At 63.9% G+C, this 23,976-nt stretch carries 20 protein-coding genes and 3 tRNA genes; 20 read left to right on the forward strand and 3 right to left on the reverse strand.

The window, feature by feature from the left end; translation table 11 throughout:
• Positions 1-285 precede the first annotated feature (285 nt).
• The 10 genes from pilM to eno all read left to right on the forward strand — a co-directional run bounded on the left by pilM (position 286) and on the right by eno (position 11,226).
• Positions 286-1,380: a type IV pilus assembly protein PilM gene (pilM, locus tag C793_RS0104420; protein WP_245550188.1), complete on the forward strand. Its 1,095-nt coding sequence runs from the start codon at positions 286-288 to the stop codon at positions 1,378-1,380.
• Entirely contained in the window at positions 1,377-1,988 is a 612-nt protein-coding gene (locus C793_RS0104425) for a PilN domain-containing protein (protein WP_017429747.1), read from the forward strand. Before pilM ends, C793_RS0104425 begins: the two co-directional genes overlap by 4 nt.
• Entirely contained in the window at positions 1,966-2,640 is a 675-nt protein-coding gene (locus C793_RS0104430) for a type IV pilus inner membrane component PilO (protein ID WP_017429748.1), read from the forward strand. Before C793_RS0104425 ends, C793_RS0104430 begins: the two co-directional genes overlap by 23 nt.
• Positions 2,637-3,185 carry a pilus assembly protein PilP gene (locus C793_RS0104435; RefSeq protein WP_017429749.1) on the forward strand — a complete coding sequence of 183 codons (549 nt, stop codon included), beginning with the start codon at positions 2,637-2,639 and terminating at the stop codon, positions 3,183-3,185. Before C793_RS0104430 ends, C793_RS0104435 begins: the two co-directional genes overlap by 4 nt.
• A 45-nt stretch (positions 3,186-3,230) precedes the next feature.
• Positions 3,231-5,360: a type IV pilus secretin PilQ gene (locus C793_RS0104440; protein ID WP_026106105.1), complete on the forward strand. Its 2,130-nt coding sequence runs from the start codon at positions 3,231-3,233 to the stop codon at positions 5,358-5,360.
• A complete protein-coding gene (gene aroK / locus C793_RS0104445) occupies positions 5,360-5,926 on the forward strand; it encodes a shikimate kinase AroK (RefSeq protein ID WP_017429751.1) in 567 nt (188 codons plus the stop codon). The genes C793_RS0104440 and aroK overlap by 1 nt, the downstream gene beginning before the upstream one ends.
• A 114-nt stretch (positions 5,927-6,040) precedes the next feature.
• A complete protein-coding gene (aroB, locus tag C793_RS0104450) occupies positions 6,041-7,150 on the forward strand; it encodes a 3-dehydroquinate synthase (protein WP_017429752.1) in 1,110 nt (369 codons plus the stop codon).
• Between the two features lie 127 nt (positions 7,151-7,277).
• Positions 7,278-8,933 carry a CTP synthase gene (pyrG, locus tag C793_RS0104455; RefSeq protein WP_017429753.1) on the forward strand — a complete coding sequence of 552 codons (1,656 nt, stop codon included), beginning with the start codon at positions 7,278-7,280 and terminating at the stop codon, positions 8,931-8,933.
• Positions 8,934-8,939: 6 nt separating this feature from the next.
• On the forward strand, positions 8,940-9,809 hold the full coding sequence (kdsA, locus tag C793_RS0104460; protein ID WP_017429754.1) for a 3-deoxy-8-phosphooctulonate synthase: 870 nt from the start codon (positions 8,940-8,942) through the stop codon (positions 9,807-9,809).
• 127 nt (positions 9,810-9,936) lie between these two features.
• Positions 9,937-11,226 carry a phosphopyruvate hydratase gene (gene eno / locus C793_RS0104465; RefSeq protein ID WP_017429755.1) on the forward strand — a complete coding sequence of 430 codons (1,290 nt, stop codon included), beginning with the start codon at positions 9,937-9,939 and terminating at the stop codon, positions 11,224-11,226.
• 505 nt (positions 11,227-11,731) lie between these two features.
• Here eno and fdxA read toward each other — a convergent pair.
• Both fdxA and mutS read right to left on the reverse strand, forming a co-directional pair.
• Positions 11,732-12,055 carry a ferredoxin FdxA gene (fdxA, locus tag C793_RS0104470; RefSeq protein WP_017429756.1) on the reverse strand — a complete coding sequence of 108 codons (324 nt, stop codon included), beginning with the start codon at positions 12,053-12,055 and terminating at the stop codon, positions 11,732-11,734.
• Positions 12,056-12,304: 249 nt separating this feature from the next.
• Positions 12,305-14,875 carry a DNA mismatch repair protein MutS gene (mutS, locus tag C793_RS0104475; RefSeq protein ID WP_017429757.1) on the reverse strand — a complete coding sequence of 857 codons (2,571 nt, stop codon included), beginning with the start codon at positions 14,873-14,875 and terminating at the stop codon, positions 12,305-12,307.
• Positions 14,876-15,011: 136 nt separating this feature from the next.
• Here mutS and C793_RS0104480 point away from each other — a divergent pair, with 136 nt between their 5' ends.
• The 9 genes from C793_RS0104480 to C793_RS0104525 all read left to right on the forward strand — a co-directional run bounded on the left by C793_RS0104480 (position 15,012) and on the right by C793_RS0104525 (position 22,504).
• The gene (locus tag C793_RS0104480; protein ID WP_017429758.1) at positions 15,012-15,542 is read left to right on the forward strand and encodes a CinA family protein; all 531 of its coding nucleotides are present in this window, start codon (positions 15,012-15,014) and stop codon (positions 15,540-15,542) included.
• A gap of 155 nt (positions 15,543-15,697) precedes the next feature.
• Positions 15,698-16,825, forward strand: coding sequence for a recombinase RecA (recA, locus tag C793_RS0104485; RefSeq protein WP_017429759.1), 1,128 nt, complete (start codon positions 15,698-15,700; stop codon positions 16,823-16,825).
• A gap of 2 nt (positions 16,826-16,827) precedes the next feature.
• Positions 16,828-17,298: a regulatory protein RecX gene (locus tag C793_RS0104490; RefSeq protein ID WP_017429760.1), complete on the forward strand. Its 471-nt coding sequence runs from the start codon at positions 16,828-16,830 to the stop codon at positions 17,296-17,298.
• Positions 17,299-17,485: 187 nt separating this feature from the next.
• A complete protein-coding gene (gene alaS, locus C793_RS0104495; RefSeq protein WP_017429761.1) occupies positions 17,486-20,098 on the forward strand; it encodes an alanine--tRNA ligase in 2,613 nt (870 codons plus the stop codon).
• Positions 20,099-20,263: 165 nt separating this feature from the next.
• On the forward strand, positions 20,264-21,514 hold the full coding sequence (locus tag C793_RS0104500; RefSeq protein ID WP_017429762.1) for an aspartate kinase: 1,251 nt from the start codon (positions 20,264-20,266) through the stop codon (positions 21,512-21,514).
• Positions 21,515-21,708: 194 nt separating this feature from the next.
• Positions 21,709-21,951 (forward strand): carbon storage regulator CsrA, encoded by a 243-nt coding sequence (gene csrA / locus C793_RS13520; protein ID WP_017429763.1) that lies wholly within the window; start codon positions 21,709-21,711, stop codon positions 21,949-21,951.
• Between the two features lie 152 nt (positions 21,952-22,103).
• Positions 22,104-22,196: transfer RNA gene (locus C793_RS0104515), tRNA-Ser, on the forward strand.
• Positions 22,197-22,218: 22 nt separating this feature from the next.
• Positions 22,219-22,295, forward strand: a tRNA-Arg gene (locus tag C793_RS0104520).
• 132 nt (positions 22,296-22,427) lie between these two features.
• Positions 22,428-22,504 (forward strand) — tRNA-Arg (locus C793_RS0104525).
• An 82-nt stretch (positions 22,505-22,586) separates the two neighbouring features.
• Here C793_RS0104525 and C793_RS0104530 read toward each other — a convergent pair.
• Entirely contained in the window at positions 22,587-23,513 is a 927-nt protein-coding gene (locus C793_RS0104530) for a tRNA dihydrouridine synthase (protein ID WP_017429765.1), read from the reverse strand.
• A 160-nt stretch (positions 23,514-23,673) separates the two neighbouring features.
• Here C793_RS0104530 and C793_RS0104535 point away from each other — a divergent pair, with 160 nt between their 5' ends.
• Positions 23,674-23,922, forward strand: coding sequence for an OadG family protein (locus C793_RS0104535; RefSeq protein ID WP_017429766.1), 249 nt, complete (start codon positions 23,674-23,676; stop codon positions 23,920-23,922).
• Positions 23,923-23,976: the final 54 nt, after the last annotated feature.

Genomic DNA, 23,976 nt, shown 5'->3' on the forward strand with positions numbered 1-23,976 from the left:
TTCACCGTGTTAAATTCGTGTAATCTCGTTACCTTACGATGCAAACCGGGGTCGCTGGAGACCGAATGATACAAAGGCCGGATGACCTGGAAACGACGATCCGGAAAACGACTGTCTGGAAAACGACGGTCTGAAAAACGATGATCTGGAAAACTATGGTCTTAAAAACAGTAATCCGAAAGACCGGGCACCTTATAAATACAGATTACAAATACAGCGCCTGGTTATACAGCACCTGACTATAAAAAACCGGTCCTATAGCACCTGGCCACACAGCAACCGGCAATGCAGCACCCGGATACGGAGCACCTGGATATAATGCGCTTCCCTACTTCACGCCGTGGTTTGATAGGCATCGATATTACCTCGGCAACGGTCAAGCTGCTCGAGCTCAAGCCCACCCGGGATAATTATCAGGTCGAAAGCTATGCCGTGCGCCCGCTGCCCGAAGGGACGGTGGTCGAACGTCGCATCCAGGATATCGACGCGGTGGCCAGTGTATTAAGCCGTGCAGTGGACCATGCCAGGCCTTCAACGCGCAAGGTAGCCGTTGCCGTTCCCGCCAGTGCTGCGATTACACGGCTGTTGACGTTTCCCGTTGAGCTGGACGAAGACGCCATCGAAGAGCGCATTATTGACGAGTCGGAAAGCCATATCCCGTTTCCGTTCAACGAAGTGGCGTTTGATTTCGAGTGCCTGGGGCCGTCGGAACTGGACCCCGATGAGCAGCGGGTGCTGCTGGTGGCCTGCCGCCAGCAGGACGTGGCGCAGCTGACCGAGACCCTCGAGCGCGCGGGGCTTGAGCCGGCCGCCGTGGACGTGGAAACCTTCGCCATGGAGCGCACCTTCGACGTCCTGCGGCGCGACCTTCAGGCCTCGAGTGCCCCGGAAAGCGGTATTGCTCTGGTCGACATCGGGGCCAACATGAACGCCTTCCACGTCATCCGCGAGGGGCGCATCGTTTACAGCCGCGATACCGTGTACGGCGGGCGTCAGCTGACCGAGGCCATCCAGACGCGCTACGATCTGTCGGTCAACGAGGCCGGCTTTGCCAAGAAGCGCGGTGGCTTGCCCGATGACTATCACGACCGGGTGTTGAATCCGTTTCTGGAATCGCTGGTGCAGCAGGTCGGGCGCTCGCTGCAGCTGTATTACTCGGCCGGCCGCCACCATGAAATCCGAGAGATCGTACTGGCCGGCGGTTCGAGCGTGATTCCCGGGCTTGCCCACCGCATCGCCGAAGACAGCGGGATGCGCGTTACCATCGCCAACCCCTTCCAGCGCATGACGGTAAACAAGCGGCTTAGTGCCGAAGCGCTCGCCAGCGACGCTCCGGCCATGCTGACCGCCTGCGGTCTGGCCATGCGGGGGGCACCATGAGCCTGATGATTAACCTGCTGCCCTGGCGTGACGCGCGCCGGGAGCGTCGTGCCCGGCAGTTTTACCTGCTGTTGCTGGGGATGCTGCTGGTGGGCGGCGCGCTGGGCTGGGGCGCGGCGCATTATTACCAGGTCCGGCTGGAGGCGCAGCAGCAGCGCAACGCGCATATCCGCCAGCAGACGCAACGGCTGGAAGAGGATATCAGCCGGGTGCACGAATACCGTGACCGCGTCGACCAGCTGAATCAGCAGCTTTCCCTGTTCCGCTCGCTGCGGGATGAGCGCGTGCAGACCGTGCGTCTGTTCAACGCCATCGCCGGCAGCGTCGAGTCCGGGGTCATCTACCGGCAAATCGCTCGGGAAGGCAATACCGTCCGCGTCACTGCCCGCGCGGGAACCGACCGCCAGGTATCCGCGCAGCTGCGGCGTATCGGTGAAACCCCGGCGCTTGAGGAACCCGAGTTTTCCCGGGTGGAAAGCGCCACCGAGGATGCAGTGTCGGGGCGCCGGTTCCGCTTTGTGGTGGAGCAAAGCCAGCTGAAGTCGACCGGGGATGCGGTGTCGGAAGACAGCGAAGGAGACGCCGATGGCGACGCTATGGAGCCGTGACAGATGGCGCCGTGAATGGCAACAGCTGCGCGGGGTGGACTGGCAGGCGCTGGAGCTGCGCGAAGCCGCCGGCTGGCCGCTACTGCTCAAGCTGTTGAGCTGCGTGCTGGTGCTGGCCTTGGCTCTTGCGGCCATGTATATGTGGGTCATCAGCGACCACCGCGCCGCGCTGGCCGATGCCCGGCAGGAAGAGAGCCGGCTGCTGTCGGTATTCGAGCAGAAATCCGCCCAGGCCGCGCAGCTGCCGGAAACCCGCAGCCAGCTGGCCAGCCTCGATGCCGTTGTGCTTGAACTGCGGGATATGCTGCCGACGAGCGCCGAGATCCCCTCCCTGCTCGACAGCATCAACGATGCCGCGGTTGAAAACCATCTCAACATTGACACGATCGAGCGCAAGCCCACGGTGACTCACGACTATTACATCGAGCGCGCCTTCGATATCGAAGTGCGCGGCGGCTACCACCAGATCGCCCGTTTTGTCGCCGACATGGCCGCGCTGTCGCGCCTCGTGACCCAGCACGACTTTACCCTGGCGCCGGCCGAAGACAGCGGCGGGGCGTTGCGTCTGTCGATGCTGGCGCGCACCTACAGCTACCGCGAGCCCGCAGCCGCCGACGCGGAAGACACTGAGGCGTCGGGAGGGCAGCCATGATGCGTCTACCGCTGGCAGCAGGCATACTGGTCGCCTTGCTGTCGGGCTGTGCCGACCCGGATATCGCGTCGCTGGATGATCGCCTGAGGGATATCCGGGAAGGCGCGGCCAGCCCCGGAACGCTGGCGGTGCCCGAGCTGCCCGCCTATCAGCCGGTGGCGTATCGGCAGAGCGATCGGCGCAGCCCGTTTCTGGCCGCCGAGGCGCTGGCCGATGAGCGCAATGCGGCGGCTGACCGGCGGCTCAACGGCGAGCTGGCGCCCGACCCATCGCGGAAAAAGGAACCGCTGGAGGCATTCGGCCTGCAGCAGCTGCAGATGGTCGGCACCCTGAGCATGGGTGAAAAGCGAATTGCGCTGGTGGCAACCCCCGAGCACGACATCGTGTCGGTGGGGCCGGGCAACTATATGGGCGAAAACAACGGGCAGGTGACCCGGGTAACGCCTCAGGCCATATCGCTCAGCGAACGGATTTTTTCCCGCAAGGCGGGCTGGCAAAAACGCGACGCAGAGCTGGAGTTGCGCTCTGACAAACCGTCCCGGTAAGGGGCCGACAATCATTGGATACAAGACGCCGGATAATGCATGGCCATGAGTAAAGCACATCGCCGAATCGGGCAGGCGCTGCTGGCAGTCGCAGGGATATGGCTGCCTGCGCTGGCACCGGCAGCGGTGCTGACCGGGTTGCAGTTTACCCCGTCGCAGGCAGACGGCGTTGCCGTCGAGCTGGAGTTTTTCGGTGACGTACCCAGCGTCAGAAGCTATCGGCTGGACGACCCGCCGCGTCTGGCGTTTGACCTGCCGGATACCGAAAGCGGGCTGGGCAAGCGCCGCTTTGACGTCAACCGGGGCGGTGTGGAACGTATCACCGCGGTGGAGGCCGGCGGTCGCGTGCGCCTGGTCATGACCACTGACGAAGCGCTGCCCTATACGGCGCGGCCCGGGCGCGATGACAGCCATTTGCGGCTTGTGCCGGATAGCGATGCCGGCAGCGCCCCCGACGCCGCTCGATCCACCGAGCCGGACGCCGGCACCCGCGCTGATACCGTTTCCGATACCGCTCCCGGGACCGTTTCAAAGACCGTTTCCAGGACCGATGCTCCGGGCGCGCTGGCGACGGCAGGCGAAGATCAGGTCGACGATATCGATTTTCGTCGCGGCGAGAACGGTGCCGGGCGTCTGGAAGTGACGTTCAACCATGAAGGCAGCGCGCCCAGGGTCAGCAAGAAAGCCGCCGACCGGGTCGTGCTGGATCTCGGGCCGGCGGCGCTCCCCGATGCGCTCAACCAGATTTACGACGTCACCGACTTTGCCACCCCGGTGCAGCGCATTGTGCCCCGGGTTGATGCCCAGGGCACGCGCCTGGAACTCGTCACCGACGGCGCCTATGCGATGATGTCGTCGCAGGACGGGCGCACCTACAGCGTTACCGTCGAGCCGGTCGACGGGCCCGACGAGAGCGGCGAAGGCGCGGATAGCGGCGCGTCCGAACCCGCCTATACCGGCAAGCGCCTGAGCCTCAATTTCCAGGATATCGAGATACGTTCGGTGCTGTCGACGCTGGCGGATTTTACCGGCCTCAACCTGGTGGCCAGCGACAGCGTCAGCGGCCGGGTGACACTGAACCTGAACGACGTTCCCTGGGACCAGGCGCTGGATCTGATCCTGCAGAGCCAGGGGCTCGCCAGCCGCCAGCAGGGGAACGTCATCGTCGTGGCCCCGGCGGGAGAGCTGGCCGAGCTGGAACGCCGGAAACTCGAGGCGCGCAGCCAACAGGAAACGCTAACCCCGCTGGTTACCCGCTACTTTGATGTCAAATACGCCCGGGCGAAGGACCTGGCCCAGCTGCTGAACGGGGAAGACGGCTTCGGACTCCTGACCGACCGCGGGCGCGTCAGCGTGGACGAACGCACCAATACGCTGCTGTTGCAGGATACCGCCGAGCAGGTTGACGAAGTCATCAGCACCCTGGAGCGGCTGGATGTGGCCGTCCGCCAGGTCCAGATCGAGGCGCGTATCGTGATCGCCCGGGATACCGCTTCCCGGGAACTGGGGATCAACTGGGGGCTGTCATCGACCGGCGAAGGCAACCTGGACCTTGGCGGTGTCTCCGACGGCACGACCGACAGCGGCGGTCTGTCCGTGGATATGGGCGCCTCCGGCAACCAGTCAACCACCTTCGGCTTTGGCTATCTGTCCGGCGATATCCTGCTGGATCTTGAGCTCCAGGCGCTGGAAAGCGAAGGCAAGAGCCAGACGATTTCCCAGCCGCGGATCATCACCGCCAACCAGCGCACCGCGACCATCAGCCAGGGCGAGGAGCGCGCCTATCAGAGCGTCGACGGCAACGACAATCCCGATACCGAATTCAAGGAAGCGCTGCTCTCGCTCGAGGTGACCCCGCAGATTACCCCGGATGACCGTATTATCATGGATCTGGTGATCCGTAACGACAGTTTCCGGGAATCCGGGTTCGACGGCGAGCCGCCCATCGACACCAACACCATCGAAACCCAGGTACTGGCGGATAACGGCCAGACCGTGGTGCTCGGCGGCATTCTGACCACCGAGGAACTGCGCCGGATTTCCAAAACGCCGCTGCTGGGTGACCTGCCGGTGGTCGGCAATCTGTTTCGCTATACCGAAGAGAGCAATGAAAAGGTAGAGTTACTGGTTTTCATTACTCCCCGACTTCTTGATGACGGCCCGGCGGTACGCTAATGCAATCTTTACCCAACCTGTTTTTGATCGGCTCCATGGGCGCCGGAAAAAGCACCATCGGCCGCCTGCTGGCGGCGGAACTGTCCCGGGAATTCCGCGACAGCGACCATGTCATCCAGGACCGCTGCGGAGCGGATATTCCGTGGATTTTTGACGTCGAGGGCGAGGACGGCTTTCGTCAGCGTGAAGTACAGATGATCGATGAGCTGACCCGGCATAATAACGTCGTGGTGGCAACCGGCGGCGGCTCGGTGCTGCGCGAGGAAAACCGCTGCGCGCTGCGCGAACGCGGCACGGTAATTTATCTGCTGACCACGGTGGAGCAGCAGCTGCGGCGCACCGGAAAGGACCGTAGCCGGCCACTGCTGCAGTGTGCCGACCGCGAGCAGGTGCTCCGCGATCTTTTTGACCAGCGCGACCCGCTGTACCGCGCCACGGCGGATATCATCGTGCGTACCGACCGGCGCAGCCCGCGCTCGGTGGTCAACGATATACTCCGCCGCGTGCGTCGGCTCGTCGATCCGCTGCAGGCCGACCAGGCCGCCGGCAAGCCGGTGTCGTCCTGAGCGCCGCGCGTTTTCTCCTTCAACATCCTGTGGCCGGCTGGATGACCGTCTCCGGCCGCTGGCCCGTCAGTTCACCCAGATCAGTTCACCCCGACATGCTTGCAGGTAACCGCCATGAAGCCTATCGACGGCGTGCAGCGCACGCTTAGCGTCGCCCTTGAGGAGCGTAGCTACCCCATCCACATCGGTACCGGCCTGCTGGGTCGGGCCGATGCGCTGGTGCCGTACCTCGCCGGCCGCCAGGTCATGATCGTGACCAACGACACCGTGGCGCCGCTGTATCTGGAGGCCCTGCGCCGGGCGCTGCCCGCCACCCTGGACGTGCGCTGCGTGGTGCTGCCCGACGGAGAGGCACACAAGACGGTCGAGCAGGTCGGGCGCATCTGGGACGCGCTGCTGGAAGCCGGTTTCAACCGCCGCTGCACCCTGATTGCCCTGGGCGGCGGCGTGATCGGCGACATGACCGGTTTTGCCGCCGCAAGCTATCAGCGTGGCGTGGCCTTCATTCAGGTGCCCACCACGCTGCTGGCGCAGGTGGATTCGTCGGTGGGTGGCAAGACCGGCGTCAACCATCCGCTGGGCAAGAACATGATCGGCGCGTTCTGGCAGCCTCGGGCGGTGATCGTGGATATCGACACCCTGACGAGCCTGTCGGATCGCGAGCTGTCCGCCGGGCTGGCCGAAGTGGTCAAGTACGGCCTGATCCGTGACGAGACGTTTTTACGCTGGCTGGAAACCAATATGGCCGCCCTGCGCGACCGCCAGGGCGAGGTGCTGGCTCACGCCGTCGCGCAGAGCTGCGCGATCAAGGCCGAGGTGGTGGCCGAAGACGAAACCGAGCAGGGCGTGCGCGCGCTGCTCAATCTGGGCCATACCTTCGGCCATGCCATCGAGGCAGACCAGGGCTACGGCGCCTGGCTGCACGGCGAAGCCGTGGGCACGGGCATGGCCATGGCGGCGACGCTGTCCCACCGCCTGGGCTGGATTGATACCCCCGCGCTCAAGCGCTGCAAGGCGGTGATCGACGCCGCCGGCCTGCCGCTGAGTGCGCCCGAGAGCATGACCCGCGATGACTTTCTCGCGCACATGCGCCGGGACAAGAAGAATCTCGACGACCGGCTGCGGCTGGTACTGCTGCGCGCCCCGGGGGATGCCTGCACGAGTACCGATACGCCCGCGGATATGCTCGATGCGCTGCTGGATGGCTACGCCCGCACCGGCTGAGATAACGCCGGCGGGGGTCGGCTGCGAGCCGCGCAAATTGAGCGCTACACGCGAGTCTGCTATTCTGTCGCCCCATCCCGGCGTGGCTTTCTGCCGTGCCTTCTGATCACGTTTCGACAGGTTTTCCATGACACGATATATCTTCGTGACCGGCGGCGTTGTGTCCTCTCTCGGCAAGGGCATTGCCTCCGCCTCGCTGGCGGCGATTCTCGAGGCGCGCGGCCTCAGGGTCACCATGCTCAAGCTCGACCCTTACATCAACGTCGACCCGGGCACCATGAGTCCTTTTCAGCACGGCGAGGTGTTTGTCACCGAGGATGGCGCCGAAACGGATCTGGATCTGGGGCATTACGAGCGTTTTATCCGCACGCGGATGACGCAGGGCAACAACTTCACCACCGGGCGCGTCTACGAGCACGTATTGCGCCGCGAGCGTCGCGGCGACTACCTGGGCGGCACCGTCCAGGTGATTCCGCATATCACCGACGAAATCAAGCGCCGGGTCTACGCCGGCGGCGAGGGTTTCGACGTGGCGCTGGTGGAAATCGGCGGCACCGTGGGCGATATTGAATCGCTGCCGTTTCTCGAAGCCATCCGCCAGATCAGAAGCGAGCTGGGCGCCAGCCGGGCGCTGTATATGCACCTCACGCTGGTGCCCTACATCGCCACCGCCGGGGAGACCAAGACCAAGCCGACCCAGCACAGCGTCAAGGAGCTGCGCTCCATCGGTATCCAGCCGGATATCCTGATCTGCCGTAGCGAGGTCGAGCTGGAAGAAGCCGAGCGGCGCAAGATTGCGTTGTTTACCAACGTGGAAGAGCGCGCCGTGGTGCCGCTGCAGGACGCCGACACCATCTACCGCATCCCGCTGATGCTCCACGAGCACGGCCTCGACGACATTGTCTGCGACAAACTGCGTCTGGAGGCCGGCGAGGCCGACCTGACCGAGTGGGTGCACGTGCTGGATGCCAAGCTCAATCCGCTGAAGTCGGTGAGCATTGCCATGGTGGGCAAGTACATGGAGCTGCTGGACGCCTACAAGTCGCTCAACGAGGCGTTGATTCACGCGGGTATCCAGGGGCGTATCAAGGTCAACATCGACCACGTCGACGCCGAGGATATCGAGCGCCACGGCACCGAGCGGCTGGCAGGCAAGGATGCCATCCTGATCCCCGGCGGGTTCGGCGAGCGCGGCGTTCAGGGCAAGATCATGGCGGCGCGGTTCGCCCGGGAAAACAACGTGCCGTACCTGGGCATTTGCCTGGGCCTGCAGGTGGCGGTGATCGAGTTTGCCCGCAACGTGGCCGGCTGGGACGATGCCAACTCCACCGAGTTTACCCATGAAACGCAGCACCCGGTGATCGGGCTGATTACCGAATGGCTCAATGCCGAAGGCAAGGTCGAGCTGCGCGATGCGGCCTCCGATCTGGGCGGCACCATGCGGCTGGGCGGCCAGCTCTGCCACCTGGCGGACGGCACCCGGGCCCACGATGCCTACGGCGCGGCGGAAGTCGTCGAGCGCCACCGGCATCGCTTCGAGGTCAACAACCAGTTTGTGGAAGCGCTGCAAAGCGCCGGGCTGGTGGTATCCGGGCGCAGCGTTGACCGGACCCTGGTCGAGGTCGTCGAGCTGGCCGACCACCCCTGGTATCTGGCCTGCCAGTTCCACCCCGAATTTACCTCGACGCCGCGCGATGGCCATCCGCTGTTCAGCGGTTTCGTCAACGCGGCGGTCGACCACAAGGCGGCGCGCACCCGCGCGCACGCCAGCCCGCAGGAGTAATGCCACATGAGCCAGCCGCAGCCGTCCGCTGTTGACGAGCGCCGCATTGGGTTTGCCGGCCTGAACGCCGGCAATTCGCTGCCGCTGATGCTGTTGGGCGGCATGAACGTACTGGAATCCCCGGCGCTGGCCGATGAAGTAGCCAGCGCCTTTGTCGAGGCCACCGGGGCGCTTTCCATGCCCTACGTCTACAAGGCCAGCTTCGACAAGGCCAACCGCAGCTCGATTCATTCCTTCCGCGGCCCCGGGCTGGAAAAAGGCCTGCAGATGCTCGCCGATATCAAGGCGCGCCATCGCGTGCCGGTAATAACCGACGTCCACGAGCCCTGGCAGGCAGCCCCCGCCGCCGAAGTGGCGGATATCATTCAGCTGCCGGCGTTTCTCGCCCGGCAGACCGACCTCGTGGTGGCGATGGCGAAAACCGGCGCGGTCATCAACGTCAAAAAGCCGCAGTTTCTGGCGCCTCACGAGATGCGCCATATCCTCGCCAAGTTTCGCGAAGCCGGTAATGAGCGTCTGATGCTCTGCGAGCGCGGCACCAGCTTCGGCTACAATAATCTGGTGGTCGATATGCTGGGCTTCGGCGAGCTCAAGCAGACCGGCTATCCGGTATTTTTCGACGTGACTCACGCCCTCCAGCGGCCCGGCGGGCGGGCCGACAGCGCCGGCGGTCGCCGCGCCCAGGTAGCCGAGCTGGCCCGAGCCGGGGTAGCCACCGGGCTGGCCGGCCTTTTCCTGGAGGCGCACCCCGACCCGGATAACGCCCGGTGCGACGGCCCCTGCGCGCTGCCGCTGGATCAGCTGGCGCCGTTTTTACGCCAGCTCGCCGCGCTGGACGAGACCGTCAAGGGCCTGGACCCGTTGATCACCGGCTGATCGCGCGGCCAGCTCGGGTCTCCGCGCGGTGCCAACGCGACGCTCGTCGATCAACAGAGACCTCTTCGGTCACCACAACCTTTTTTGATCACCAACCCTCTTCGGCCACTACAAAAAGGACACATTGATGAGCCATATTGTCGATATACATGCGCTGGAAGTGCTGGATTCCCGGGGCAACCCCACCGTATTGGCGCGGGTGCGCCTGGAAAGCGGCGCCACGGGCGATGCCTGTGCGCCGAGCGGTGCCTCCACCGGCTCGCGTGAAGCGCTGGAGCTGCGCGACGGCGACAAGGCCCGCTACCTGGGCAAGGGCGTGCAAAAGGCGGTAGACGCGGTCAACGGCACCATCCGCGATGCCCTGATCGGCCTGGACGCGCGCGACCAGCGCCGCCTGGACAACGTCATGCTCGAACTCGACGGCACCGACAACAAGGCGACCCTGGGCGCCAATGCGATTCTCGCGGTGTCGCTCGCCGCCGCCAGGGCCGCGGCCAACGCCAAGGACGTGCCGCTCTACGCGCACATGGCCGAGCTTTACGGCACGCCGGGCGTGTATCGCATGCCGGTGCCCATGATGAATATCCTCAACGGCGGCGAACACGCCGACAACAACGTGGATATTCAGGAATTCATGATTCAGCCGGTGGGCGCCAAAAGCTTCAGCGAAGCGCTGCGTATCGGCGCCGAAGTGTTCCACGCGCTGAAAAAGGTCCTCTCCGGCCGTGGCCTTTCGACCTCGGTAGGCGACGAGGGCGGCTTTGCCCCCAACCTGGCCTCCAACGCCGAGGCGCTGGCGGTGATCAAGCAGGCCGTGGAAGCGGCCGGCTATACTCTGGGTGAGGACGTAACCCTGGCACTGGACTGTGCCTCCAGCGAGTTCCACGAAAACGGTCAGTACAACCTGGCCGGCGAAGGCAAGAGCTACGACGCCCAGGGGGTCACCGACTATCTGGCCGGCCTGTGCGACGACTATCCGATCGTCTCCATCGAGGACGGCATGGACGAGTCCGACTGGGACGGCTGGAAAGCGCTGACCGATAAGCTGGGCGACAGGGTGCAGCTGGTAGGCGATGACCTGTTCGTGACCAACACACGCATCCTCAAGCGCGGCATCGACGAGCAGATCGGCAACTCGATTCTGATCAAGTTCAACCAGATCGGCTCGCTGTCCGAAACCCTGGACGCCATCAGAATGGCTCAGGACGCCGGCTTCACCGCGGTGATTTCCCACCGCAGCGGCGAAACCGAAGACACCACCATTGCCGACCTGGCGGTGGCGACGGCCGCCGGCCAGATCAAGACCGGCTCGCTGTGCCGCTCGGACCGCGTCGCCAAGTATAATCGCCTGCTGGTGATCGAGGACGAGCTGGACGGCGTTGACTATCCCGGACGCAAGGCGATCAAGGGACAGTAGGCATCGGCCACGAAGTGTAAGCAGGCGCTTTATTTTATGTAAGTTATGTATTACATAACTTGGCGCCTGATGCTTTATGCGGCTTAATCGACTGTTTTTTCAGGCGGTATTCAAACAAAGCGAGTCGCAACAGGCTCGCTCGGTGCGCTACCGGCCGCGCGCGATACTTGAACCCGGCGCCTATTGTGCAGACACTGTGCACATGGCAAAAGCCAGTTAGCGGAAGTTAGTTGGTGAAAGTCAGCTGGTGAAAGCCGGTTGATGAAAGTCAGTTGGCAAAAGCCAGGTAGCGCGCCGGGTGAAACAGTGACGTTGGCCCCGGCAGGGAAGTCGCTTCAGGGAGGCGCCGGCGGTGACAGCGCCGCAGGCGCGAGGCACAGGACGTGCCCGAGGAGAAGCTGGGAGCGAGCGGCCTGCGGGCCGCTTTTTTTGCGTCCAGTATTTATGCCCGGGAGCCGTGCCCGGCGGTTAAAACGGGCACCGGAACGCAGGAGGCAGGCGCTGGCTAACGCTCGAGCTTGTCGATCTTGCCGGTTTTGCCGTCCCACTCTTCCGCATCGGGCAGCGGGTCTTTCTTTTCGGCGATGTTGGGCCATTCTTCGGCCAGTTCGGCGTTGATCTCGATGAACTCTTCCTGGCCCTTGGGTAACTCGTCTTCCGAGAAGATCGCCTCGGCCGGACATTCCGGCTCACAGAGCGCGCAGTCGATGCACTCGTCGGGGTCAATGACCAGGAAGTTGGGGCCTTCATAAAAGCAGTCGACCGGGCAGACTTCTACGCAGTCGGTGTATTTGCACTGAATGCAGTTTTCAGTCACGACAAACGTCATCGTGGTTTCCCTCGTACGGGACCGGGGCAGTGCCCGGTCATTGGGTCATGGCGGTTAATGGTACAACACTTGTTGGTTCACGTCCGCTGAATAGGGGCCGCTCTTCACGTCCGTTGGTCCACGGCCCGGCGCCGGCGCTGATCCGTCGGCCATGCTCGGCTGCCGTTTTAACGGCTGGCGGCGACGCGATGGACGGTCAATGTACGGATGGCATGGCGCATTGAGCGGCAGAGTATGCAGGCCATTGTATTACAGCTGGCCCTGCCATTCATATAAAAGCGCCAGCGCTCGCCGCGGCGAAATGTCATCCACGTCGAGCTGGTCCAGCGCTTCGATGACCGGGTGCGGGCCCCGGGCAAAGAGATCGTCCTGCTGCGGCAGCGGGGCAGCAGCGGCCGGCTCACCGGCGGGCGCAGTGCTGCCGGGCTGCTCCAGGCTGCCCAGTTTTTCCCGAGCGCGCTGGATGACGTGTGGCGGCACGCCGGCCAGCTGGGCGACCTGGAGCCCGTAGCTCTGGCTGGCCGGCCCGGCTTCAATGCGATGCATGAAGACGATGCGCTCGCCGTGCTCGGTCGCGGTCAGGTGGATATTGGCCACGCCCTCGCACTGCTCGGGCAGCGCGGTCATTTCAAAGTAGTGGGTAGCAAACAGCGTCAGCGCCCGGGTATCGGCCAGGTGCCCGGCGCTGGCCCAGGCCAGCGACAGGCCGTCGAAGGTGCTGGTGCCCCGGCCGATTTCGTCCATCAGCACCAGGCTTTGGCCGGTAGCGTTGTGCAGAATATTGGCGGTTTCGGTCATCTCCACCATGAAGGTCGAGCGCCCGCCCGCCAGATCGTCCGAAGAGCCGATGCGGGTGAAAATGCGGTCCAGCGGGCCGATATCGGCGGCGTCCGCGGGGACAAAGCTGCCGCAGTGGGCGAGCAGCGCGATTAGCGCTGTTTGGCGCATGTAGGTGGATTTACCCCCCATGTTGGGGCCGGTAATCACCAGCATGTGGCGTTCGGCGTTGAGTACCGCATCGTTGGGCACAAAGGGCGCGCTGCTGACCTGTTCCACCACCGGATGGCGCCCGCCGTGAATGGCCAGCCCGGTGCTGTCGCTGAGCGACGGTCGCACCCAGTCCAGCGCTTCGGCGCGTTCGGCAAAGGTGCACAGCACGTCCAGCTCGGCGAGCGCTCGGGAGGTCGCCTGCAGCGCGTCCAGGTCGTCGTTGAGGGTTTCCAGCAGCTGATCGTACAGGTGCTTTTCCCGGGCCAGCGAGCGCGAGCGGGCGGAGAGCGCCTTGTCTTCGAACTCCTTGAGCTCGGGGATAATAAAGCGCTCGGCGTTTTTCAGCGTTTGCCGGCGAATATAGTCCGCCGGCGCCTCGCGGGCCTGAGCCCGGGGCAGCTCGATGAAGTAGCCGTGAACGCGGTTATAGCCGACTTTCAGGTTGGCCAGCCCGGTACGGTCGCGCTCGCGGGTTTCCAGCCGGACCAGGTAGTCGCCGGCGTTTTCGGCGAGGCTGCGCTGCTCGTCGAGCTCCGGATCAAAGCCTTCACGAATCACGCCGCCGTCGCGCAGGACCACCGGCGGGTTGTCGATGATCGCCCGCTCCAGGGTGTCGGCAAGCTCGGGATAGGGCCGAATGTGCGGGCGCAGGGCATCGAGCGCGCTGCCGTTGTCCGTGCCGGCGAGCGCGTCCTCGAGCTCGGGCAGCGTGGCCAGCGCATCGCGTAGCCGGGCCAGGTCGCGCGGGCGGGCGCTGTATAGCGCTACCCGGGCGAGGATGCGCTCCATGTCGCCCACGCCGGCAAGCGTCTCGCGCAGCGACATCCAGCCGGCGTCAAGGCTGAGCAGCGCGACGCCGGCCTGGCGGTCGGCCACGACCTCGCGCTGGCGCAGCGGGCGGTTGAGCCAGCGCTTCAGCAGCCGCGAGCCCATGGCCGTGGTGCAGGTATCGAGCACGCTGGCCAGGGTATTGTCGGTGCCGCCGGACAGGTTGGCGTCGATTTCCAGATTGCGCCGGCTGGCGGCGTCGATGACCACGGCGTCGTCGCGGTTTTCCACGCCGATGGCATTGACGTGGGGCAGGGCGCTGCGCTGGGTATCCCGGGCGTAGTCGATCAGTACGCCGGCGGCAATAAGGGCGGCGTTCAGGTGGGCGCACCCAAAGCCGTTGAGGTCGTTGACATCGAACTGCCGGCACAGGGTGCGCGTGGCGCTCTCCCGGTCAAACAGCCACTCGCCCTGACGGCGCAGGCCGCGATGCTGCGCCAGCGCTTCCGGCGGCGTCAGGCTTTCGGGAATAATCAGCTCTGCCGGTGCCAGGCGTGTAAGCTCGGCGAGCATTTCCGCTTCGCTGGCCACCTCCAGCACGCTGAAACGGCCGCTGGAAAGCTCCAGCCAGGCCATGCCCCAGTCGTTGTTGACAGGCGCCACGGCGGCCAGGAGGTTATCCCGGCGGGCGTCGAGCAGCGCTTCGTCGTGCAGCGTGCCGGGGGTGACGATGCGCACCACGCGCCGCTCCATGGGGCCTTTGGCGGCAGCGGGGTCGCCGATCTGCTCGCAGATGGCCACGGATTCACCGGCGGCCACCAGCCGCGCCAAGTAGCCTTCGGCGCTGTGGTAGGGAATGCCGGCCATGGGAATGATCTGCCCGCCGGATTTGCCGCGCTGAGTCAGGGTAATATCGAGCAGGGCGGCCGCACGCCTGGCATCGTCGAAGAACAGCTCGTAGAAATCCCCCATGCGGTAAAACAGCAAAACGTCGGGGTGGTCGCGTTTGATGTCCAGGTATTGCGCGATCATCGGCGTGTGCGCCGGGGTGGTGGTGGCCATGGCTATCCTGAAGGTCGACAACGCTGCGGGCCGCCCGGTACAGCAGGCGAGCAGGCGTATGCGTGACAAACGTTTCGTTGGGCGAGCAAAAGTGGGTATTCTACGCTGAACTGCCCCTCGACATGAAGGAGTGAGCATGGAACCTGGCGTGGAGAGCCTGAAGAATTCGGACTTGTCGCTGTTGGCCCGGCGGCTGGGTAAGCTCTGCCATGAGCAGAGGATCGAGGTGACCACGGCCGAGTCGTGCACCGGCGGCGGCATCGCCGAGGCGATTACCTCGGTGGAAGGTAGCTCCGGCTACTTTGCCAGCGGCTATGTGACCTATGCCAACGCGGCCAAGACCCGCATGCTGGGCGTGGAAGCGGCGACACTCGAGACCCACGGCGCGGTCAGCGAGGCCGTGGTCAGAGCGATGGTGACGGGCGCCTGCCGGGCCAGCGGCGCGGATATCGCCGTGGCCGTCAGCGGCGTCGCCGGTCCCGGCGGCGGCAGCGATGACAAGCCGGTAGGCACGGTCTGGCTGGCCTGGGGCGGCGTGGAATCACAGCGGACCGAATGCCTGCATTTTCCCGGCGACCGTCAGGCCGTACGCGAACAGGCGGTACGTCAGGCCGTGGCGCGGCTGATCGTCGACCTCGATGCGCGCGATTCCCGCCCCCGAGGCTGAGACGCTCCTGCCCGGGACTGAGAGATGCCTGCCCGGAAACAGCGCCGAGGGAAGAAAAACCCCGGCGGTCTTTTGTTTGACGCGAATTTTTGGCACCATACTGGCTATTTATATAGCCAGTAAATTTATGTAGCCAATAAAAGAGGAAGGTTCAAATGGCTCAGGATGAAAACCGCAGCAAGGCGCTGGAAGCCGCGCTTGGTCAGATTGACCGCCAGTTTGGCAAGGGCACCGTGATGCGCCTGGGCGATGCGCCTCGCGTGGCCATGCCGTCGGTATCGACCGGCTCGCTGGGGCTGGATATTGCGCTGGGGATCGGCGGGCTGCCCTACGGCCGCGTGGTGGAAGTGTTTGGCCCGGAATCGTCGGGCAAGACGACGCTGACGCTGGCAGTGCTGGCCGAAGCGCAGAAGCAGGGCAAGGTCTGTGCCTTTGTCGACGCCGAGCACGCGCTGGACCCGAGCTATGCGGAAAAGCTGGGCATCAACCTCGATGATCTGCTGGTCTCCCAGCCGGATACTGGCGAGCAGGCGCTGGAAATCACCGACATGCTGGTGCGTTCGGGCGGCGTCGACGTGATCATCATCGACTCGGTCGCGGCGCTGACCCCGCGCGCCGAAATCGAAGGCGAAATGGGCGATGCCCACGTCGGCCTCCAGGCGCGGCTGATGTCGCAGGCGCTGCGCAAGATCACCGGCAACATCAAGAACGCCAACTGCATGGTGGTGTTCATCAACCAGATCCGCATGAAGATCGGGGTGATGTTCGGCAGCCCGGAAACCACCACCGGCGGCAACGCCTTGAAGTTCTATTCCAGCGTGCGCCTGGATATTCGCCGCACCGGCTCGGTGAAGTCCGGCGACGAGGTGACCGGCAACGAGACCCGGGTGAAGGTGGTCAAGAACAAGGTCGCGCCGCCGTTCCGCCAGGCCGAGTTTCAGATTCTGTACGGCAAGGGGATCTATCACGCCGGCGAGGTTGTGGACCTGGGCGTGCAGTGCAACCTGGTGGACAAGGCCGGCGCCTGGTACAGCTACAAGGGCAAGAAGATCGGTCAGGGCAAGGCCAATGCTGCCCAGCATCTGGAAGATAACCCCGAGGTCATGGAAGAAATCGAATCGCAGATTCGCGCTCAGCTGCTGGCACAGCCGGATACCGGCGAAGAGGACAAGGCCGGCAATAGTCAGGGCGATAAGCAGAGCGATAAAAAAGCCGCCAAGGCGGGTAAAAAGGACGCCGCTGCCGAATCGGACGCGGCACCCGGTAACGACGAGCTGCTCTAGGCATGGTACCCGGCCGCGATCAGCAGGCTTCGCCCCGGGAGATCGCCATCGGCTTTCTGGCCCGGCGCGAATATTCCCGCGCCGAGTTGGAAGGCCGCCTGGCGCGCAAGGGTGTCGAGCCGGACGTCATTGCCGACTGCCTCGATGAACTCGCCGAGCAGGGCCTGCAATCCGATGAGCGCTTTGCTGAAAGCTATGCGCGTGAGCGGGTGCTGCGCGGCCAGGGCGAGCGGCGCATCCGCAGCGAGCTGTTTCAGCGCGGCGTCGACACGGATACCCAGCGTCAGGCGCTGGCCAGCGTGGTGGAGCAGGAAGACGTGGACTGGTTCGAGCTGGCGCGGGCCGTGCTCGCCCGGCGTTTTTCAACCCCCGGTGATACGCCGAAGGAGCGCGCGCGACGCGAGCGCTTTCTGGCCTCCCGGGGCTTTGAGTTCGACCAGATTCACCATGCTCTGACAGCCCTGTCGGAGTAGCGTTGTCCCGCCTTTTTGCTGCGCGATAAAGCCGCTTTTTGCGCGTCTTCCTGCCGATGTTTCAGGGTCTGCCCGGGCGCGGCGGCTTTTGTCAGCGCGCAACTTCGCTATAATGACCCCTTTGCGACCCCGGCAGGTAGCGGCCAAGGCGCCCTGGGGCATCACGCTTTCTTGTCACGGATACCCTATGAAAAGCGCAGACATCAGACAGGCCTTTGTGGATTTCTTTGCGCACCACGGCCACACCGTTGTGCCCACCAGCCCGCTTGTGCCGGGCAACGATCCGACACTGCTGTTTACCAACGCGGGGATGGTGCCGTTCAAGGACGTTTTCCTCGGCCGCGATCCGCGCCCCTACGTCCGCGCGACCTCGGCGCAGCGCTGCGTGCGCGCCGGCGGCAAGCACAACGACCTGGATAACGTCGGCTATACCGCGCGCCACCACACCTTTTTTGAAATGCTGGGCAACTTCAGCTTCGGCGACTATTTCAAGCGCGATGCCATCCGCTATGCCTGGACGTTTCTCACCGAAACTCTGGGGCTGCCGGCCGACAAGCTCTGGGTGACCGTGCACGTCAGCGATGACGATGCCGAGCGTATCTGGAAAGACGACATCGGCGTGGATCCGGCGCGCTTTTCCCGGCTGGAAGACGATAACTTCTGGCAAATGGGCGATACCGGCCCTTGCGGCCCCAGCTCCGAGATTTTCTTCGACCACGGCGAAGGCGTTTGGGGCGGCCCGCCGGGCAGCGCCGAGGAAGACGGCGACCGCTACATCGAGATCTGGAATCTGGTGTTCATGCAGTACGACCGCGACGCCGAGGGCACGCTGCACGATCTGCCCAAGCCGTCCATTGACACCGGCATGGGGCTCGAGCGCGTTGCCGCCGTCATGCAGGGCGTGCACTCCAACTACGCGATCGACCTCTTTCAGAATCTGCTCAAGGCTGCGGCCGAGGCCACCGGCTACGACGATACTCAGGCGCCGTCGCTGTGCGTGATCGCCGACCACATCCGTTCCTGCGCCTTTCTGATTGCCGACGGCGTGATGCCGTCCAACGAGGGCCGCGGCTACGTGCTGCGCCGCATCATCCGCCGCGCCGTGCGCCACGGCCACAAGCTGGGCGCCACCGAGCCGTTCTTTCATACCCTGGTGGCCGCGCTTGACGCCGAGATGAGCGACGCCTACCCGGAGCTGCGTGAAGCGCGCGAACAGATCGAGCGCATTCTGCTGAAAGAAGAGCAGCAGTTTGCTCGCACGCTGGATCACGGCATGGGCCTGCTGGGTGCTGCCCTGGCGGAACTCGACGGCGACGTGCTGCCCGGCGAGACGGTGTTCAAGCTTTACGACACCTACGGCTTTCCGTTCGATCTGACCGCCGATGTCTGCCGCGAACGCGGCGTAACCCCCGACGAAGCGGGCTTTCAGCAGGAGCTCGAAGCCCAGCGCGAACGCGCTCGGGCGGCCAGCCAGTTCGGCGCCGACTATACGCCGGCGGTCAGCCTCGACGGTGAAACCACCTTTACCGGCTACGAGCAGCTGGAAGACGACGCTCGGATCGTGGCGCTGGTCGACGCCGAGGGCAACGACCTCGCCGAGCTGGATGCCGGCGACAAGGGTATTGTGGTGCTGGACCGAACGCCGTTTTACGGCGAGTCCGGCGGCCAGGTCGGCGATACCGGCTACCTGTATGTCGCCGGCGGGTGCTTCCAGGTGACCGACACCCAGAAGCAGGGCAGCCACCATCTGCATCAGGGGCGCATGGTCGAAGGCCGCCTGGTCGTGGGCGCCGAGGTACGCACTGAAGTGAATGCCGGGCTGCGCAACGCTACCGTGCGCAACCATTCGGCCACGCACCTGCTGCACAAGGCGCTGAGGCTGGTGCTGGGCGACCACGTCCAGCAGAAGGGCTCGCTGGTAACCGACGAACGGCTGCGTTTTGACTTCAGCCACTTCGAGCCCGTGACCGCCGAGCAGCTGGCCGAGGTCGAGCGGCTGGTCAACGACCAGGTGCTGGTTAACGCCCCCACGGTGGTAGAGGAAATGACGCTCGACGAAGCCCGCGAAAAGGGCGCGGCGGCGCTGTTCGAGGCCAAATACGCCGACAGCGTGCGCGTGCTGACCATTGGCGCGGACGACTTTTCCATCGAGCTGTGCGGCGGCACCCATGTGGCGCACAGCGGGGATATCGGCAGTTTCCATATCGTCAGCGAAGCCGGCATTGCCTCCGGCGTCCGCCGTATCGAGGCGATTACCGGTGAGGCGGCGCTGGCGTATTTTCATGCCCAGGAGGCTTGCGTACAGCGGCTGGGCGAGCGGCTGAAAGCCAGGCCCGAGCAGGTCGAGGCCAAAGTGGATGCGCTGCTTGAACGCAACCGCGCCCTGGAAAAGGAACTGGAGCAGGCCCGGGACAAGCTCGCCAGCGCCGCTGGCAGCGACATGCTCGGCCAGGCGCGCGACGTGGCGGGGGTCAAGCTGCTGGCTACCCAGCTCGACGGCGTTTCCGGCAAGGCGCTGCGCGGCATGCTCGATCAGCTGAAAAACAAGCTGGGTTCCGGCGTGATTGTGCTCGGCGTGGCGGATAAAGCCGCCGGCAAGGTCAGCCTGATTTGCGGCGTCACCCGGGATCTGACCGATCGGGTCAAGGCCGGCGAGCTGGTCAACCACGTTGCCTCGCAGGTCGGCGGCAAGGGCGGTGGTCGTCCGGACATGGCCCAGGCCGGTGGCAGTCAGCCGGAGGCGCTGCCGGCGGCACTGGATAGCGTACCGGCCTGGTTGGAAGACGTACTGAGCCGATGAGTTTGGGGGCCGGTGGCGCTAGCGCTACCGGCCTTTTTTATGGGTGTTGCCTCGGCTGTGCGGGCTGCATCGGGGCGCCCAATCATGGTATCCGGCTCGTTGGCATTTTTTCGCTGCATTTCCCGCTTTTTCTTTTCATTCCCGACACACAGGAAATAACCGCATATGGCACTATACGTACAGAAATTCGGCGGCACCTCGGTGGGCTCTCCCGAGCGCATCAAGGCCGTCGCGGAAAAGGTCAAGGGTTTCCGCGATCAGGGCCATCAGGTCGTCGTGGTGGTCTCCGCGATGAGCGGCGAAACCAACCGCCTGACCGATATGGCGTCGTCACTCAATCCCGAGCCCGATCCGCGCGAAATGGACATGCTGCTGTCCACCGGCGAACAGGTGACGATCTCGCTGCTGGCCATGGCGCTGCAGCAGCAGGGCGTGCCGGCCACGTCGCACACCGGCGCCCAGGTCGGCATTCATACGGACAGCGAGCACACCAAGGCGCGTATTCAGCGCATTGAAACCGACGATTTGAAAGCCGATCTGGACGACGGCCAGGTGGTCGTGGTGGCCGGCTTTCAGGGCGTGGATGAAGACGGCAACATTACCACCCTGGGACGCGGCGGCTCGGATACCACCGGTGTGGCCCTGGCAGCGGCGCTGGGCGCCGACGAATGCCAGATCTATACCGACGTTGACGGCGTCTACACCACCGATCCGCGCGTATGCTCCAAAGCCAGCCGGCTGGACAACATCACCGTGGAAGAGATGCTCGAGCTGGCCAGCCTGGGCTCCAAGGTGTTGCAAATCCGCGCGGTGGAGTTTGCCGGCAAGTACAACGTTCCCCTTCGGGTGCTGTCGAGTTTCGAGGACGGCCCCGGCACGCTTATTGTTGCAGAATCCGATAAAGACGAGGACTCCATGGAAGAACCGCTGATTTCCGGTATCGCGTTCAACAAGAACGAAGCCAAGCTGACGCTGCTGAACACGCCCGACGTCCCCGGTGTGGCCTCGCGCATTCTCGGCCCCATCGCCGCGGCCAACATCGAAATCGACATGATCGTGCAGAACGTGGCGCCCGCCGGCGACTACACCGACTTTACCTTTACCGTGGCCAAGGGCGACTACAAGGCCACCAAAAAGCTCCTCGAGGATAGCATCATTCCCGACCTCGGCGGCGGCGAGCTGCGCGGCGACGACAACATCGTCAAGGTGTCGATGGTCGGTGTGGGCATGCGCTCTCACGCCGGCGTGGCGTCAAAAATGTTCCGCGTGCTGGCCGAAGAGAACGTCAACATCCGCATGGTCTCGACATCCGAAATCAAGATTTCGGTGGTCATCGACGAAAAGCACATGGAGCTGGCGGTCAAGGCGCTGCACAAGGCGTTTGGATTAGATCAAGCCGATATTGAAGAAGACTAACGGTTCCATCGTCACAACCTTCTACGCCTGAGGGAAAGGGTTTGCTACTGTGCTGCCGCGAGCTTTAACTCAACGGGCAGGATGGCGCCAAACGTCAAGACCATTGGTGATGGCGGCAGGATGGCGCATAATGGCCTGCTGCCGTCATCGGCGATAAACCCCGTTGCACAAAACGTCTGAGAAGGAGATCAGCCATGCTTATCCTGACTCGCCGCGTTGGCGAAACCCTGGTGATTGGCGACGATATTACCGTGACGGTTCTCGGTGTGAAGGGCAATCAGGTACGTATCGGTGTGAATGCGCCAAAAGACGTGGCTGTCCATCGCGAAGAGATTTATCAGCGCATTCAGCGCGAGCGTGACGACGGTGAAGACGTCGAGTTTGAAGTAGTGGACGATGGCAACACGGGTGACGTCGTGCCTGGCGATGACAGATAGCGCCATGACCGACGGCGCGGTGAAGTCGAAAGGCTTTCCGCAAGCGGCTCCCGGCCGCCATAACCACCGGGAAAAGCAACGGCGTGAAAAAAATTGACTGAAGGGCTGGACAACCCCGGATTCAATCGGTAATATTCGCGCCGTGCCGTTAAGGAGAGGTGGCCGAGTGGCTGAAGGCGCTCCCCTGCTAAGGGAGTATAGGGTTTGTAGCCCTATCGAGGGTTCGAATCCCTCTCTCTCCGCCAACCGGCATAATTCAAATGGTTGGCGCCCGTAGCTCAGCTGGATAGAGTACCTGACTACGAATCAGGTGGTCGAAGGTTCGAATCCTTCCGGGCGCACCATCCGGACACGGATATGCAAATATCTTCCGTCCCTGTTGCATTGGCGATGTCCTGAAGCAGTGATTGGATCCTGAAAAAGTGATCACTTACTGAAACAGCGACAGCACAGCCAAACGGCAACCATTCCCCAAAGCGCCCGTAGCTCAGCTGGATAGAGTACCTGACTACGAATCAGGTGGTCGAAGGTTCGAATCCTTCCGGGCGCACCAGATTTCCGCAGGGCCCGCCTCTTGAATGAGGCGGGCTTTTTGCTGTTGGGCAGGTCCACCAGCGCTTCAGGCCGCCAACGCCTCAGGCGGCCAGTTCTTCGAGTAGCTCATCCAGCGCGGTAATGCGTTTGACGCGCTGAAAATGCACCTCGGCTTCGGCGTTGTTCTGGCGCATCTGGGTCAGCCACTGCTTGACCAGCGACGTCACGATACGCTCGGGCAGCTTCCGACGCTGGCGCTGGGCGTAGTCGTCGATGATGCCCGCGCGCATGGGCCAGGTCGTCGCGGCCAGGCGCTGACCGGTTTCCTGCCAGTGGCGAATGCGGGCTGCCAGCCAGGGGTCGGCCAGCGCGCTGCGCCCCAGCATGACGTCATCGCAGCCGGACAGCGTGCGTGCCTTCCAGTAGTCGTCGAGCGTCCAGATATCGCCGTTGGCTACCACGGGCAAGCTGACGTGGTGGCGTATCCGGCCGATCCACTCCCAGTGGGCCGGCGGGCGGTAGCCTTCGTTGCGGGTGCGGGCATGAACGGTGAGTCGGCTGGCGCCGGCGTCTTCGGTAGCTCGGGCGCAGGCCACCGCCTGTTGGCGATCGGCGAACCCCAGACGGATCTTGGCGGTGACGGGAATCCGGCCGTCAATCGCATCCACAACGGCACGAGTTGCCCGGTATACGCGATCGGGGCAGCGCAGCAGCGAGGCGCCGCCGTCGTGGCGGTTGACCAGCTTGGCCGGGCAGCCGAAATTGAGGTCAATGCCCGTCGCGCCGAGTTTCAGCGCCTGGCGGGCGTTGGCCGCCAGGGCGTCGGTGTCCGAGCCCAGCAGCTGAATGTGCACCGGTACGCCGGTCGGGGTGGCGTTGGTGCCGTCCTTGAGCTCCGGACAGTGTTTGTAGAATGCTCGGGGCGGCAGGCGGGTATCCACTACCCGGACAAATTCGGTAACCGTCCAGTCGATGCCGGGGCCTGCCGTCAGCAGTTCGCGAGTTACCGCATCAATAACGCCTTCCATGGGCGCGAGCCCGATCCGGCCCGGCCTGGCGCCATCCTGTAGTAAATTAACACCTTTGCTTTCTACCATAGCGTCATTGCAATCTTTATCCGGCGTGGCAGTTTAGGGGAAGATGCGCAGTGCGCCAACTGCCTTATGGAGCTTTTCAAGGAGGCCAGCCATGCAGCCAGCCGAACTTTTGCGCGAAGGGTTTTTCCTGATGTCGCTGGGTATGGGCTTTGTGTTTGTCTTTTTAACCGTTCTGGTGCTGGTCATGACGCTGATGTCGGCGCTGGTGCGGCGTTTTCAGCCGGCGCCGGATACCCCCGTTGCCGCCGACAGGGCAGCGCCGGCGGCCTCGGATGCGCCCGGCGAGGAAACCCTGGCGATCATCGCCGCCGCCATCCATCGCTACCGCCGCTCGTCTTGAGCGCAAGCGGCAGTGAGCAACGTCGATCGCAGCGCTATTTGGTAAGTTAACAAC

Origin of the sequence: Vreelandella jeotgali Hwa (assembly GCF_000334215.1) — a bacterium.
Taxonomy (GTDB): domain Bacteria; phylum Pseudomonadota; class Gammaproteobacteria; order Pseudomonadales; family Halomonadaceae; genus Vreelandella; species Vreelandella jeotgali.